At 74.6% G+C, this 15,166-nt stretch carries 9 protein-coding genes; 4 read left to right on the top strand and 5 right to left on the bottom strand.

Features of this window, described 5'->3' with window-relative positions; all coding sequences use genetic code 11:
- Window positions 1–53 precede the first annotated feature (53 nt).
- The gene (gene lhgO / locus ACLJT4_RS40200) at window positions 54–1,301 is read right to left on the bottom strand and encodes an L-2-hydroxyglutarate oxidase (protein ID WP_411130010.1); all 1,248 of its coding nucleotides are present in this window, start codon (window positions 1,299–1,301) and stop codon (window positions 54–56) included.
- Between the two features lie 273 nt (window positions 1,302–1,574).
- Window positions 1,575–3,023: an MFS transporter gene (locus tag ACLJT4_RS40195; RefSeq protein ID WP_233660402.1), complete on the bottom strand. Its 1,449-nt coding sequence runs from the start codon at window positions 3,021–3,023 to the stop codon at window positions 1,575–1,577.
- A gap of 704 nt (window positions 3,024–3,727) precedes the next feature.
- Here ACLJT4_RS40195 and ACLJT4_RS40190 point away from each other — a divergent pair.
- Window positions 3,728–5,800 carry an asparagine synthase-related protein gene (locus ACLJT4_RS40190; protein ID WP_411130009.1) on the top strand — a complete coding sequence of 691 codons (2,073 nt, stop codon included), beginning with the start codon at window positions 3,728–3,730 and terminating at the stop codon, window positions 5,798–5,800.
- Window positions 5,801–5,974: 174 nt separating this feature from the next.
- On the opposite strand, the gene ACLJT4_RS40185 is transcribed toward ACLJT4_RS40190, so the two are convergent.
- Window positions 5,975–7,936, bottom strand: coding sequence for a sigma-70 family RNA polymerase sigma factor (locus tag ACLJT4_RS40185; protein WP_411130008.1), 1,962 nt, complete (start codon window positions 7,934–7,936; stop codon window positions 5,975–5,977).
- Between the two features lie 245 nt (window positions 7,937–8,181).
- Window positions 8,182–8,931, bottom strand: a complete 750-nt coding sequence (locus tag ACLJT4_RS40180; protein WP_411130007.1) for a TetR/AcrR family transcriptional regulator — start codon at window positions 8,929–8,931, stop codon at window positions 8,182–8,184.
- A gap of 474 nt (window positions 8,932–9,405) precedes the next feature.
- On the opposite strand from ACLJT4_RS40180, the gene ACLJT4_RS40175 reads away from it, so the two are divergent.
- Both ACLJT4_RS40175 and ACLJT4_RS40170 read left to right on the top strand, forming a co-directional pair.
- Window positions 9,406–10,785, top strand: a complete 1,380-nt coding sequence (locus ACLJT4_RS40175) for an NAD(P)/FAD-dependent oxidoreductase (RefSeq protein WP_411130006.1) — start codon at window positions 9,406–9,408, stop codon at window positions 10,783–10,785.
- A gap of 295 nt (window positions 10,786–11,080) precedes the next feature.
- Window positions 11,081–12,844 carry a SpoIIE family protein phosphatase gene (locus tag ACLJT4_RS40170; RefSeq protein ID WP_411130005.1) on the top strand — a complete coding sequence of 588 codons (1,764 nt, stop codon included), beginning with the start codon at window positions 11,081–11,083 and terminating at the stop codon, window positions 12,842–12,844.
- Between the two features lie 64 nt (window positions 12,845–12,908).
- Here ACLJT4_RS40170 and ACLJT4_RS40165 read toward each other — a convergent pair whose 3' ends face one another.
- The gene (locus tag ACLJT4_RS40165) at window positions 12,909–14,198 is read right to left on the bottom strand and encodes an MFS transporter (RefSeq protein WP_411130026.1); all 1,290 of its coding nucleotides are present in this window, start codon (window positions 14,196–14,198) and stop codon (window positions 12,909–12,911) included.
- Window positions 14,199–14,406: 208 nt separating this feature from the next.
- On the opposite strand from ACLJT4_RS40165, the gene ACLJT4_RS40160 reads away from it, so the two are divergent.
- Window positions 14,407–14,967 carry a MarR family winged helix-turn-helix transcriptional regulator gene (locus ACLJT4_RS40160; RefSeq protein WP_411130004.1) on the top strand — a complete coding sequence of 187 codons (561 nt, stop codon included), beginning with the start codon at window positions 14,407–14,409 and terminating at the stop codon, window positions 14,965–14,967.
- The last annotated feature ends 199 nt before the right edge of the window (window positions 14,968–15,166 follow it).

The raw sequence follows: 15,166 nt of genomic DNA, 5'->3' as shown, positions 1-15,166 counted from the left end.
CAGCCGTCGCGGGCCCGCTGGGCCCGGCCCGGGCCCGCCGCCGACCGGCGCCCTCACTCCCCGGCGCCCTCGCCGCCCACCTCCCGGGCCGGGAGGCCCAGCAGCCGGGTCACCCGCCGGGCCACTTCCCGGCCGATCGGGAGGGAGGCGGTGGCAGCCGGGGACGGGGCGTTGAGGACGTGGATCATGCCGGGGGACTCGGCGAAGAGGAAGTCGTCGACGAGGGTGCCGTCGGGGAGGACGGCCTGTGCGCGGACCCCGGCCGGCGCCGGCAGCAGGTCCTCCGCCCGGGTGTCGGGCAGCAGCCGGCGGACCGCGTCCGTGAAGGCGCCGCGGGACAGCGAGCGGTGGAGCTCGCCCGCGCCGTAGCGCCAGTGACGGCGGGCTATCCGCCAGGAACCGGGGAAGGCGAGGGTCCCGGCGAGCTCGGCGGGCCGGACCGTGCGCCAGTCGTAGCCCTCGCGGGCCAGCGCGGGCACGGCGTTCGGCCCGATGTGGACGGAGCCGTCGACGCCCCGGGTCAGGTGCACGCCCAGGAACGGGAAGGCCGGGTCGGGGACCGGGTAGACCAGGCCGCGGACCAGGGCGGCGCGCTCCGGGGCGAGGGTGTAGTACTCACCGCGGAACGGGACGATCCGCATGCCCGGGTCGTCGCCCGCCAGCCGCGCCACCCGGTCGCAGTGCAGACCGGCGCAGTTGACCAGCGCGCGGGCGCGGTAGACCGTGCCGCCGGCGGTGCGGACCGCGACCCGGCTCGGGCGGCGGCCGATGGCGGTGACCTCCTCGCCCAGCACGACGCGGGCGCCGTCCTCCTCGGCGAGCCGGCCCAGCTGCCGGGCCACCGCGCCGAAGTCGCAGATGCCGGTGGTGCCCACGTGGATGGCGGCCAGCCCGCGCACCTCGGGCTCGTGCTCCGCGATCTGGGCCGGGCCCAGCTCCCGCACCGGCAGGCCGTGCTCGCGGCCGCGCTGGATCAGGCCGTGCAGCCGCGGCAGCTCGCTGCGCTCGGTGGCGACGATCAGCTTGCCGGTGACCTCGTGCGGGATGGCGTGCGCGGTGCAGAACTTGACCATTTCCGCCGCCCCCTGGAGGGCGAAGCGCGCCTTCAACGAGCCCGGTGGGTAGTAGATGCCGCTGTGGATCACGCCGCTGTTGCGCCCGGTCTGGTGGCGGGCCGCAGCGGGCTCCTTCTCCAGCACCACGACGCGCATGCCGGGCGCGGCGCGGGTCAGGGCCCGGGCCGTGGAGAGCCCCACGATCCCGGCACCGATCACCAGCACGTCGCAGTCGTACGCCGCCACTGCACCTCCCCAACCGCATGACCGCCGACCCGCCCGTCGCCGCGGGCCGGCGCGTCCTCGCCGACGACGTAGTCCATCATGACGCGCCGCACCGACAATCCGCACTGACCTGAATCCGCACCGACCTGTCTGACCTGCGGCGACGAACCCACAGTGACGAACCCGCGGCGACGAACCCGAGGCGGGGCACCCCCGACGGCCGCCGCACCGGCCCGCCACCACCCGGACCCGCGCCCTCCCGCCGGCCCCGCCGTTCGGCCCCCGCCCCCGCCCCTACGCCGGAGCCGCCAGCAACGGCCGGGCCCGCTCGCGGAGTTCGACCACGCGGGGCTCGTCCCCGTACGGCTCCAGGCGGTGCAGCAGGTCACGGACGTACTCGGTGGTGCGGGCCGAGGAGATCCGGCCCGCCACCTCGACGGCACGGGTGCCGGCGGCGCAGGCCGCGTCCAGATTGCCGGACTCCAGTTCGGCGACGGCCGACACCACGAGGCGCAGCCCGTGCGAGCGGACGAACTCCTCCGTCGGACGGGACAGCGCCTGCTCGGTGAAGCGGCGCACCTGGCGGGGCAGCCGCAGGTCCCGGTAGCACTCGGCGGCGTCGGCGGCGAAGCGCTCGTAGGAGTAGAAGTCCAGCCAGGACGGGTCCGGATCGCCGCTGCGGGAGCGCTCCAGCCAGCCCTCGGACGCCTTCAGCGCCACCTCGCAGGCGCGCGCCTCCCCGGCCTTGGCCTGGGCCCGCGCCTCCACCAGGCGGAAGAAGCTCATGGTGCGGGCGGTGGCCAGGCCGCGGTTGCGCTCCAGGGCCGCCTGGGCCAGGTCGACGCCCTCGTCGGCGAACCCGCGGTAGGTCGCCTGGAGGGACATCGACGCCAGCACGTACCCGCCCAGGGGGACGTCGGCGGCGGCCCGGGCCAGGCGCAGCGCCTGGATGTAGTACCGCTGGGCGGCCTCCTGCTGGCCGGTGTCGAAGGCCATCCAGCCGGCGAGCCGGGTGAGTTCGGACGTCGCGCCGAAGAGCGCGCGTCCCACCTCGTCGCTGTACGAGGCGAGCAGCAGCGGTGCCGCGTCCACCCGGAGGCACTCCGGCACCATGGACGAACGCCAGTCGCCGCCGCCGTACTTGGAGTCCCAGCGCCGGGCGTCCTCGGCCGCCTCGCGCAGCTTGGTGACGTCGCTGTGGCCGACGTGCTGCGGGGCCCCCGCGTCGCCCGCGGCCGCGGCGTCCCTGTCCCGCGCCTCGGCCGCCTCCCGCGCCACCGAACTGTCCGCCGGCGATATCAGCCACCGCGAGGCGGGGGTCGCGTACGCGCTGACGGCGAAGGATCCGGCCAGGCTCTGCCAGATGCCGCCGCCGCTGCCGCGCCGTCCGGCGAGATCGAGACGGTACAGCTCGGTCGCCGAGCGCACCGCCGCGCCCACGTCGCGCGGGAAGGCCAGCCCCACTTCGGGCGCCGGATCGGCATCGGCCAGCCCGATCTCGTGCAGCGGCACCGGGCGACCGAGCTTGCTGCCGATCGCCGACGCGATCAGATGGGGCGCGGCGCCCTGGGGCACCATGCCCTTGGAGACCCAGCGGGCCACCGACGTCTTGTCGTAGCGAAGCGTCAGGCCGCGCTGCGCACCCAGGTCGTTGACCCGGCGCGCCAGTCCGGCATTGCTGATCCCCGCGAGGGCGAGAACGGTGCCGAGCTTTTCGTTCGGCCCGCGTGTATCCCTGGACATGCGCACCCCTCGACACAGCGACAGCCGCCCCGTACCCCGGGGCATGCGTCCACCCAGAGTAGTTCGCCGGATCCCTACCGTTAAGGGTCGGTGTCTTGGATGGCGAGATTCGTGTTCAAACGGGGGTGCGGGAATTGGCATGTGCTCCGGGTACGTGTGCCCATGCGCCCGTCCGTGCGCGCTGGCCCCTCAACGGCCCCCGCGCTTCGATGAGTTCTGCGTGGGTCGGCCCGCTGCACTGGATCCAGTGGGCTGGGGGACACCGCCACCTCATTCCCCGCGGGTGGCGGTCCGGTCCGGGAGGCGCAGCCCGCTTCCCGGACCGTCGCGGGGACCGGTGACGTCCGGCCGCCGCGCCACGGCGGTGCCGGGTCCGGGGCGACGTCACGGGCGTCAACTCGGTTGCCCCATAAGGACTTTGGCTGAAAACCGACGGGTGATGCTTTCACGCCGTCGGCCGCCCCGGGGGCCACACGGGGGGCCACCCGGGGCCGTCGCCGCCCGCCCCGCCCCGCCCCGAGGGCGCCGCACCACCGCCGCACCACCGGGCAGGGCGGCCCGCCGCGCCACCGCGACCCGGGCCTCCTCGGGCGCCTCCCGCAGGCCACCGCCATGGCAGCATGGACCGCACGACAGCTGGGGGACCGGCTGTACGGGGCGGTCACCGGCCACCCCGGCGGACGGGGAAGCGGGCGGAGGCGGCGATGCGCTGGCTGGTGGGGTGGAGCAGTGCCGCGACCACCAACAAGGAGTGCCGGTCGCTGCTGCCCGTGGGAGCCCAACTCCTGTGGGGCGACCCCGATCCCCTCTGGGCGGTGGGCGACTGGCGGCCCCACGAGGTGCGCGTCGTCCAGGCCGACCCGGAGACCCGGCTCGCCGTCTTCGGGGTCTGCGGCGCCACCGACGACCAACTGAGGGTGGGCCTGTTCGCCGCCCGCGGGGGCGCCCTGCGCCACCTCACGGCCTGGCCGGGCAGCTACACCGCCGTCGTCCAGGTGGGACGCCGGATCACCCTCACCGGGGACCTGGCCGGCGCCCGCCCCGTCTTCCACACCCGGTGGGCCGGCGGGACCGCGTACGCCACCGCCGCCCTGCCGCTCGCCGACCTCGTCGAGGCCAGCCTCGACGTCGGCCACCTCGCCGCCCTGCTGGCCTGCCCGGACGCCCCCGAGGCGCTGGGCACCGGCACCCCGTACGACGGCGTCCGCCGGATCCCGCCCGGCCACGCGCTGGTGCTGCGCACCGGCAGCAGCGAGATCGCCTCCTACGAGCCGCCCGCCTCCCTGGCCGTCGCCGCCCCCCAACTCGCCCCGGAACAAGCCGTCGACGGCGTCCGCGAGGCCCTGGTGGAGGCCGTCCGGGCCCGGCTGGCGGCCCCCCGCTTCGCCCCCGACCCGGACGGGCTCGACCGGCTCGACCCCGGCCCGGTGCCCGGCATGGGCCCCGCGGAACGGCGCGCGGCGCGCGGCGGCCCGGCCCCCGGCATCGGCGCCGACCTCTCCGGCGGCAGCGCCTCCGGCACGCTCGCCCTCCTCGCCGCTGGCCTCCCCGGCCAGCCGGGACGGATCAACGGCCACGGCGAGCGCCTGCTGGCCGTCACCTTCAACGACCTCGCCGCCCACGGGAGCCGAGCCCAGCACGAGGCGGAACTGGACCGCGCCCGCGGCATCGCCGACAACCCCCGGCTGCACCACGTCGTCGTCGCGGCCGGCGACGAGGCCCTCCCGTTCACCGGCCTGGACGCCCTCCCGCTCACGGACGAGCCCGGCCCCTCGCTGACCCTCGCCGGCCGGCACCGCCGGCGCCTGCTGTCCGGCGGCGCCGACCACTTCGTCGGGAACGGCGCCCGCCACGTCCTCGACGCCCACCCGGCCCGCCTCGCCGACCTGCTGATGGACCGCCGCCGGCGCCACCTGCTGCGCCCGGTCACCGCACTGGCCCGGGCCGACGGCCCGTCTGCGCACTCCGTCCTGGTCCCGTTCACCGTCTACCGGGCCGCCCGCAAGCTCGCCCGCACCCCCTACGCCACCGGGATCGCCGAGGCCGCCCGCCGCCTGATGGAGCGACAGTTCGCCGACGAACCGGTGGCCGGCGGCGCGGTGGACGCCTCCCTGGCCGCGCTCGCCTGGTGCCGCCCGGGGCCGGCGGCCCGCTGGCTCACGGGGGAGGCGCTGGCCGAAGTGTCAGTCCGGCTCGGGGACGCGGCGCGCCGTTCGCCGGCCGCCGGCCGCCCCGGCGAACGGCGGGCCCGCGCCGCACTGGCCCGCCAGGCCGCCGACCACCGGGTCTTCGAGCAGGCCGCCGAGGTCCGCAACCAGCGCCTGCACGCCCCCTTCCTCGACAACCAGGTGGTGCTCGCCTGCCGCGCCCTGCCGGACACCCTGCGGGTACAGCCCGGAGCCCGGGCGGCCGTGCTGCGCTCCGTCCTGGCCGGCGCCGGCGTGCGGGACCTGCCGGCCGGCTGGGGCGCCGCCGCGCACCACCCCCACACCGCCGCGGCCCGCGCCGGACTGCGCGTCACGGTCGACTGGCTGCTCCAGCTCTTCGACGCGCCCCTGCTCGCCGACGCCGGCCTGATAGAGGCACGGGTGGTCCGCAAGGCGCTCCGCACCGCGGCCGAGGGCGCTCCGCTGCCCTTGGACGGCCTGGCCGAACTCGTCTCCACGGAAATGTGGTTGCGCCGGCTCCTGGCCCGCCGCGGCTCCTGCTGGACGGGCGCCGAAGCACCGCGACAGCGGGCCCTGGCGGGCGGCGTGCCGCGCGCCCGGCTTTCCTGAGCCGCCCGGCGGCTCCTGAGGCACGCGACGAAACGGGGGCCTCCCGTACGGGGCGGCCGGTCGGCGCACGGCCGTCGCCCGCTGCGCCCGGCGGAACGGCGCGCCCTACGGCGCGCCGGAACCCCCACGCGCCGGAGGAACGGGGACGCACGCCGGCGCCCCGGCCCGCCGCCCTCACCGGCAACTGATCTGCGACCGCGCCCAGTCCCCCATCGCCACCAGGTCACCCACGCCCTCCGGCTCGACCACCAGGCGCAGCGTCTTGCGGCCCGTCAACGGGACGTGCACCGGCACCGCCGGCTCCCCGCCGTGCACGACCACCGACCGCCACAGCCGGACCCCGTCCGCGTACACGGAGAAGCGCAGCGCACCCAGCCCCAGGCTGAGGTCGTCGACGCCGGCCACCGCGTCGTAGGCGGTGCACTGCCGGTTGAGGTCGATGACCACCGACGACGCGGCGTGCACGCTCACCCCGTGCGGGTAGGCCGTCCCGCCGATGCTGGGGTGCTTTCGCTTCCACATCCAACTGCTGTCGAGCGCCCGGACCTCCGGCTCGGTGCCGTCACCGGCGAAGTCGTAGGACAGCGCGTTGACCTGATAGGGCGTCGACGGGGGGACCGGCGGCGTGGGTGTGGGGGTGGGCGTCGGTGTCGGCGTGGGGGTGGGCGTCGGCTTGGGCGGTGCCGGGGTGGGCGTGGGCGTAGGGGTCGGTGAGGGGGTCGGCGTCGGCCGGGGCGGCGGCGGGGTCGGCTTCGGCGGGGGAGGCGGGGTCGGCTTCGCCCCCGGCGCACTCACCGGGGGGCGCGGGGTGTGCGACGGCTGCGGGACGGGCACCGTCGGCGCCGGCCGCTGCGGTTGCGCCCGCGGCTGCGGATCCGGCTGCGGCGAGCCGGCCAGCGCGAACGCCAGCGCCGCACCCGCCACGACCACCACTCCGGCCCCTACGCCGACCTTCACCGGCGCGGCCAGACCCCCGCCCGCGGTCGTGCCGCCGGCACCACCCGAGGCGCCCGCACCGGAACCGGCCCCCGCACCGGAACCGGCCCCCGCGGCGGCCGCGGCCACCCCGGCACCCGCCGCCGCTCCGGCACCGGTGACCCCGGCCACCGCGACGGCACCCTTGACGGCGTACCCGGCCGCGAACCAGCCGATGACCGCGACCGGCAGCACCGCCCCGATCCGCTGGTTGAGGTCCGCGACCTCCAGCGCCGCCCCGCGGCACCGGGCACACGCGTCCAGGTGCTTGCGCAGCCCCCGCTCGGCCCGCATCCGCAGCCCGCCGCGGGCGTACGCACCGAGCCGGTCGGCGTAGCGCGCGCAGTCGCCGCCCGAGGTCAGCGACTGGCTCACGTGCGCCTGCAGGTACGCCTGCTTGAGCCCTTCGCGGGCGCGGTGCGCCAGCACGGCGGTGGCGTTGGCGGTCAGCCCGAGCAGCGGCGCGACCTCGCTCGGCGACTCGTCCTCGATGGTGGTGTGCCACAACACCGTCTGGTAGCGCTCCGGCAGACTGCGGAACGCCTGCACCGCCATCGTCTGCTCGGCCTCGTGCATCGCCCGCACGTCCGCGCCCAGATCCAGGGTGTCGTCGTCCCGCGACGAGCCGGCCACCGACACCGCGAACACCGCGAAGTCCTCGACCAACTGCTCCCGCCGCGCGGTCTTCGCCCAGGCCGCGGCGACCCGCCGCACGGTCGTCAGCAAATAGGCGCGCACCGCCGAATCCGGCCCGGCCCCGCCCCGCACCGCCTGCAGGGTCCGCGCGAAGACCTCACCGGTCAGGTCCTCGGCGGTGTGGGCGTCCCGGCAGCAGCTGCGGGCGTAGCGGCGCACCGCCTCGGCGTGCCGTCGGTACAGCTCCTCGTAGGCGCTGTCGTCGCCGGCCCGCATCGCGGCGACCAACTCGGCGTCGGACGAGGCCGGCTGGGTGTCCGCACCCGTCGCCGCGGTGTCGTCCGCGGCGTCCGACGGCGGTTGCGCCCCTCGGGAGCGCCGACGCTGCGCCGGCACGCTGGGCCCGGCACCCTCCAGGCCGCCGGCCGGCGGCGTCGCCCCCAACGGCCCGGTCTGTCCCGGCACCTGCTCCGGCGGGCGTCCCGCGCTCTCGCCGCGCCGCTCGTCCCGTCCGTCAACACCCATCGCCGAGACTCCCGAACCCGCCGTCACACCGCAACTCCGCGCAAGCGTGCCACACCCGTGGCCCAAGCCTCAGGGCTCAGGTGGGCAACCACTCATCCGGGGGCGACCGCACTGGCGTTCACCCGTATGGCTCATGCCCGCCCACTGGGTCGCCCACGCCCGCAGGACCGTCACCGGCCCGCCGCGCCCACCCGGGCCCTCGGCGCCGGCTCCACCCAAGGCCCGGCGGAGCCGGCCACCGCAGGTCATGCCAAGGGGCGCGACCGCAGCCCTTCCAGCAGGATCTCCAGCAGTCGCGCCGAGGCTGCCTGCTGCTGTCCCGGATCGGGCAGTGCCGGCGCACCCGTGGCGATCACCAGCAGCACGTCGGAGACCGTGACGTCCGGCCGCAGCGCACCCGCCGTCCGGGCCCGCTCCACCAGCCGTCCGACGACCTCCAGCAGCGCCTGCCCGCCGGGCGTCTCCTCGCTCTCGGCGCCCGGCCGGGGCGCCTCCGCCTCGCCCGGCGCCACCCGCTGCAACGGCACCCGTGCCTCGGTGCCGCCCTCCCGCAGCCGCGGGTCGACCGGGCCGTCCGGCACCAGCTCCTCGCTTGGACCCAGTCGCAGGATGCCCGGCGGCAGCAGCCGTCCGGCCCCCGAGGCGACCGACGTGCGCAGGAACCGCGCCAGCGCCGACCACGGGTCGTCCTCCTGCCCCAGTGCGGCCCGTGCCTGCTCGGTCAGCCGGGAGGTCTCCTCCTCGGCTATCCGCCGGACCAGCACGTCCTTGCTCGGGAAGCGGCGGTAGACCGTACCGACGCCGACCCGGGCGCGCCGCGCCACGTCCTCCATCGGCGCGCCGTAGCCCAGCTCGCCGAAGACCTCACGGGCCGCCCGCAGTACGTGTTCCAGATTGCGCTGCGCGTCCACCCGCAGTGGTGTGCTCCGGCCGTTGGCGCTGGTCACCGCGCCCGTGCCGGTGGCGCCGTTGACGCCGTCGGAAGCAGCGGTCATCGCGACCGCCGTCGGCCATTGAGAGCCCTGAATGTGCATAAGTGATCCCCCGGTAATGACGTCTCCCCCCGGAGACTCCCCGCCCTGACGGCCGGGGCGACCCGACGAAAGGGTGCACCCCGACGACATACGAACATAGTTGAGCCCACGTCAAGATTGAAGGGGCCCTCCGTACACCGTGCCCCCCGATCGGCCTAATCGACCCGATCCGCCCTGCTCACCCTTCCCCTCACCCGGTGCCGATCTCCGCCTGACCAGCGTACTTCGCACCGCTCGGCCGGAATGTCCCACTCCGCACCACCACTCGTTCCGGACATACTTTTCGACCTGCCTGTGGACAAAGGCGTGTCGGCAGTGCGTCATGGAACAGTGCTGTGCTTTCCGGGGGCACAGCGCCCGAAGGTGGCCGCGCCGCCGGCCCGGCCACCCGCTCGGTGGCGCCCCGGCCTGGTCGACACCGCGAGGAGAACCTCTGTGAAGACTGAGTCTTCGGACGACGTGGCGCGCATTCTCGTGGTCGGCGGTGGCTACGTGGGCCTGTACACCGCCCTGCACCTGCAACGGACGCTCAAGCAGGAGCTGCGCCGGGGCACCGTCGAGATCGTCGTGGTCGACCCCGAGCCGTACATGACCTACCAGCCGTTCCTCCCCGAGGCCGCCGCCGGCTCCATCTCCCCGCGCCACGTCGTCGTCCCGCTGCGCCGGGTCCTGCCGCACTGCACCGTTCTCATCGGCGAGATCACCGCCATCGACCACACCGAGCGCACGGCGACCGTCGCCACGCTGGCCGCGGAGCAGGCCGGCGACGCCGACGTCGTGCTGCCCTACGACGAACTGGTCCTCGCCCCGGGATCGGTCTCCCGCACCCTCCCCGTCCCCGGGCTGGCCGACGTCGGGATCGGCTTCAAGACCGTCGAGGAAGCCATCGGCCTGCGCAACCACGTCCTCGAACAGCTCGACATCGCCTCCTCCACCCGCGACCCCGAGGTCCGCGACGCGGCACTGACCTTCGTCTTCGTCGGCGGCGGCTACGCCGGCGTGGAAGCCCTGGCCGAACTGGAGGACATGGCCCGCTACGCCGTCCGCTACTACCACAACGTCCAGCCCGAGGACATGAAATGGATCCTGGTCGAGGCCAGCGGCCGGATCCTGCCCGAAGTCGGCGCCGACATGGGCCGCTACACCGTCCGCGAACTGCGCGCCCGCAACATCGACGTCCGGCTGGAGACCCGCCTGGAGTCCTGCGAGAAGCGCATCGTCCGGCTCAGCGACGGCTCCCGCTTCCCCAGCAGGACGCTGGTGTGGACCGCCGGCGTCAAAGCACACCCCATCGTGGCCGCCAGCAAACTGCCGCTGACCGGCCACGGCCGCCTCCGGTGCACCGCCGCGCTCCGGGTGGACGGCGTGGACCACGCCTGGTCCGCCGGGGACGCCGCAGCCGTCCCGGACCTGACGGCCCCACCGTCCGACGCCCCGGGCGCCGTGTGCGCCCCGAACGCCCAGCACGCCGTGCGCCAGGCCAAGGTCCTCGCCGAGAACATCACCGCGACCCTGCGCGGCGGCGAGGTCCGCGACTACGCGCACAAGTACGTCGGTTCGGTGGCCTCGCTCGGCCTGCACAAGGGCGTCGCGCACGTCTACGGCCGCAAGCTCAAGGGCTACCCGGCGTGGTTCATGCACCGCGCCTACCACCTCAGCCGGGTGCCCACCTTCAACCGCAAGGCCAAGATCCTCGCCGAGTGGATCCTCGCCGGCCTGTTCAAGCGCGAGATCGTCTCCCTCGGCTCACTGGAGAACCCGCGCGCCGAATTCGAACTCGCCGCGGGCACCGGCCGGCACAACGAAACCAGCTGACCGGCCGCTCCACCAGGGACGTTGGCCCCCGGCCCGACCGGTGCGCCCGGCCCCCTCGAACGCCGGCAACTACGCCCCGACGCCCGGCGTCTGACGGATGACCGTCCGGTCGGCCACACTGGACGTGTGACCATGGGTGGGCTCGTATCTGCGAAGAGTGACAATCACGAGGATTCAGGACGTTTGCTGCATTCCGCTAGAGGAAGCCGACCGTGCTCCCCGCCATGCCACGGGGCGTTCCCCCACGCCGATGGCCCGACCCCGCGCGACAACGCGAAGTAAGAGGTACCCCTCCGTGATCTTCACGCGCTGGAGCGCCAAGTTCCCGGGCACACAGCGGCGCACCGCCGCCCGGCCCGACCGCCCCGTCACCCCGCCCTCGGGGCCCACGGCACACTCCGCCGCGCCCGCACCCGCCGGCGACGCACCGGCCGGCCAGCCCGGCACCGTCCCCGCCGCCCGTGCCGAGGGCCCCACCGGAGAAGACGCCCCGCCCGCCGCGCCGCCCACCGTCGACGCGCTCTCCGTCCACGACATCCTCGGCACCATCCCCGCCCTGGTCGCCGTCGTCTACGGCCCCGAGCACCGCCTCGCCTACGTCAACAGCGCCTACGCCGGCGTCTTCGGCCCCCGCCCGGCCGGCCGCACCGCCCGCGAGGCCCTGCCCGAACTCGCCGAACTCGGCCTGCTGCCCCTGATGGACCAGGTCCTGCGCAGCGGCAAACCGCGCACCGTGAAGTCCCGCAAGGTCCCGGCCGGCGCCGGCGACCGCACCCGCGACGGCTACTACACCTTCACCTGCACCCCCATCGAGGTCGCCGCCAGCGGCCCGGCACCCGACCCGGAGGTCGCCTGCGTCGCCCCGCACAAGGGCGTCCTGGTCTTCGGCGCCGAGGTCACCGACCAGATCGAGTCCGCCGAACGGCTCCGCGCCAGCGAGGCTCGCCAGCGCGCCGCCGCGGTCACCCTCCAGCGCTCGCTCCTGCCCCAGGAACTGGAACAGCCCGACGACCTGATCGTCGCCGCCACCTACCAACCCGGCGGCACGGACGCCGCGGTCGGCGGCGACTGGTACGACGTCATCACCCTCGGCGCCGGCCGCACCGCCCTGGTCATCGGCGACGTCATGGGCCGCGGCGTGCGCGCCGCCGCCGTCATGGGCCAGCTCCGCACCGCCGTCCGCGCCTACGCCCGCCTGGACCTCCCGCCCCACGAGGTCCTCCAACTCCTCGACGGCCTCGCCGCCGAGATCGACGCCAGCCAGATCGCCACCTGCGTCTACGCCGTCCACGACCCCAACGAGGGCCGCTTGGTCTACGCCTCGGCCGGCCACCTGCCGATGCTCGTCCGCGACGCCGACGGCGCCGTCCGCCGCGCCGGCGAACCCACCGGCCCGCCGCTGGGCACCGGTGGCTGGCTGCACTCCTCCGGCTCGGTCCCGCTCGGCCCCGGCAGCAGCGCCGTCCTCTATACCGACGGCCTCGTCGAACGCCGCGACAAGGACATCGACGACGGCGTCGCCTCCCTGGAGCGCGCCTTCGCCGGCGCCACCGGCGCCCCCGACATCGTCTGCGACCGGCTGCTGCGCTCCCTGGGCATCACCGCAGCCCACGACGACGACGTCGCCATCCTCGTCATCCAGAACCCGGTCCGCACCGGACACGACGCCGAGCTGTTCCACAACGCCGCCCTGGAACTCCACGGCGGCACCGAGGCGGCACCCCGCGCCCGGGCCTTCGCCTCCGGTGTCCTCGCCTCCTGGCGCTTCTCCCCGGAACTCCACGACCTCGGCGTGCTGGCCGCCAGCGAACTCGTCGCCAACTCCCTCCAGCACGGCACCCCGCCGATGCGGCTGCGCCTGCGCCGCACCGACCGACGCCTGATCATCGAGGTCACCGACGGCGACGACCACCTGCCCCGCCGCCGGCGCGCCGAGCCCGTCGACGAGGCCGGCCGAGGCATCTCCATCATCGCCACCATCGCCTCCTCCTGGGGCTCGCGCCGCACGCCCGGCGGCGGCAAGGCGGTCTGGTGCGAGTTCGCCCTGCCCCGGGGCTAGCGCCGGGACCCGCACGAGCGGGGCGACGCGCCGCCCAAGAGCGGACGTCGCCCCGGACCGGACCTCAGACGCCCGCGGCCACCGGCTCGGCCTCCACGCGCTGCGGGGGCAGGGTCACGGCACGGTGCGGCTGGTCCTGGGCCGGGCTGAGCATCCGCCCCAGCCGCAGCGCCAGCACCGAGATCCCGACCGCGCACGCGATCAGCATCGCGATGTACGCGACGTGCATCCCGTGCCCGACCATCAGCGCCCCCACGGCCGGACCGACCGCCAGCGCCATCTGCTTGACCAGCGCGAACGCCGAGTTGTACTGGCCGATCAGCGACGCCGGCGCCAGATCCGCCACCAGCGGCGACACCGTCGGCGACAGCAGCGACTCGCCGATGCCGAACAACGCGTACGTGGAGATCAACAGCACCGTGGCCACCACCTGGCTCCCGTGCACCAGCCCGGACAGCCCGGCGGCCATCCACGCCACCGTCCAGATCAGGCCCACCAGCGCCATCACCCGGCTCCGACGCCGACGCTCGACCAGCTTGAGCACCACGAACTGCGCCACCACGATCGCCGCGGTGTTGGCCGCCAGCGCGATGCCCAGCGTCGCCGGCGCGATCCGGGTGACCTCCGTGGCGTACGCCGCGAGCCCCGACTCGAACTGCCCGTAGCAGGCGAAGAACAACACGAAGCCCAGCACGCACAGCCACACCATGCGCTGGTCGCCGAACATCGTCCGCCAAGCGCCCTTGGCCCGCTCCTCGGTCGGCACCGCGTCCTCCACCTTGGGTGCCCGCGGCAGCCGCACGGTCGCGATCGCCGCGCCCAGCACCAGGAACATCACGGCCTCGATGGCGAACAGCCGCACGAAGCTCGACGCGTGCGTCGTGTCCACCAACTGGCCACCGACCAGGCCGCCGATGCCCAGCCCCAGGTTGTTGAGGAAGAACTGCGTGGCGAACGCCCGCGACCGGGTCGCCGTCGTCGAGCACCACACGATCATCGTGGCGAGCGCCGGCTGGATCACCGCGATACCGGCCCCCAGCGCCACCGCCGACGCGATGACCGCCGGCTCCGTCGACGACAGGCCGATGCCCAGCGAACCGACGGCGGCCGACACCGTGCCGACCACGGCGACCGGCAGCGGCCCCCGACGGTCGATGGCCCGTCCGGTCAGCGGCAGCACGACCAGCGCGGAGATCGCCAGCATCGCCAGCACCGCACCAGCCGTACTCGCACCAAGATGCCGCACCTCCGCCACGTAGACGTACAGATACGGGACGGTGAAGCCGTTGCCGAACGCGCTCAGCGCGTTCCCCAGCTGGATCCGGCGCAGCGCAGCGCCCATCGCGGTGGTCACACTCACCTACCTAGGTCAGGTCACAGAAGACGAATAAGAGACAGGAACCCCCCGAGCCGAGTCGAGGCGGCGTCCACAACACCCCGGACGCCCCGGACGTCCGAGACCGGACAGTCACACCCTCAAGACTTCAACTCTAAAGTTCGAAGCTAAAGACTACATGACGAAGAACTTCAACGCCAATGACTTTCGTGTCATACTGCGCCGCATGTCAGAGCCCTCAGATGCGGCGGCCGGAGCCTCCGAGCCGAGCCTGGAGGAACAGATCGCGGCCTACCAGCGCGAGTTCCAGGACCTCGACCCCCAGGTGGAGAAGGTCGTCTCCGCACTCCAGCGCCTCAACCGGCGGATGAACGTCGCCTACGGACGCCAGACCGCCACCCTCGGCATGAGCAACGCCGAATGGGAGGTCCTCAAGGCCCTCGTCGTCTCCGGTGCGCCCTACCGCCTGGGCCCCGGCGAACTCGCCAAGCGCCTCGGCCTCACGCCGGCCGCCATGACCCACCGCATCGACCGCATGGCGAGCGACGGCCTGGTCACCCGCGAGCGCGACGAGAACAACCGCGTCCGCGTCATCGTCGAACTGACCCACGAGGGCCGCGAGAAGTGGTTGGAGGCGATGCGCATGGCCTCGGTCTTCGAGGAGGAGCTCCTCCAGGACCTCTCCGGCGACGAACGCCGCATCCTCGGCGACGCCCTGACCCGCCTGCTGCGCCGCGTGGAGGACGCCCAGCCGGACGCCGACGGCCGCCTCAGCGACCTCGACTGACCCGGTTTGACACGCCCTTCCTCGATCCGTAGTGTTCTCCGAGTTGCCAACGAGCCGTAACGGTTCTGCGGTAGCCATCCCGCCGCATCGCGGCACCTCACTACTGCACGGCTCCTCAACGGGATCGAATTTCGCATGCCGAAATTCATTCCGGGCGTCTGATTAGGCGTCACCGAGGAATTCCGCTAACGTAGTGAAC

Origin of the sequence: Streptomyces sp. x-19, from assembly GCF_046549115.1 — a bacterium.
In the GTDB taxonomy this organism is placed as follows: Bacteria; Actinomycetota; Actinomycetes; order Streptomycetales; family Streptomycetaceae; genus Streptomyces; species Streptomyces albulus_C.
This window is presented reverse-complemented; position numbering and strand designations above follow the sequence as displayed.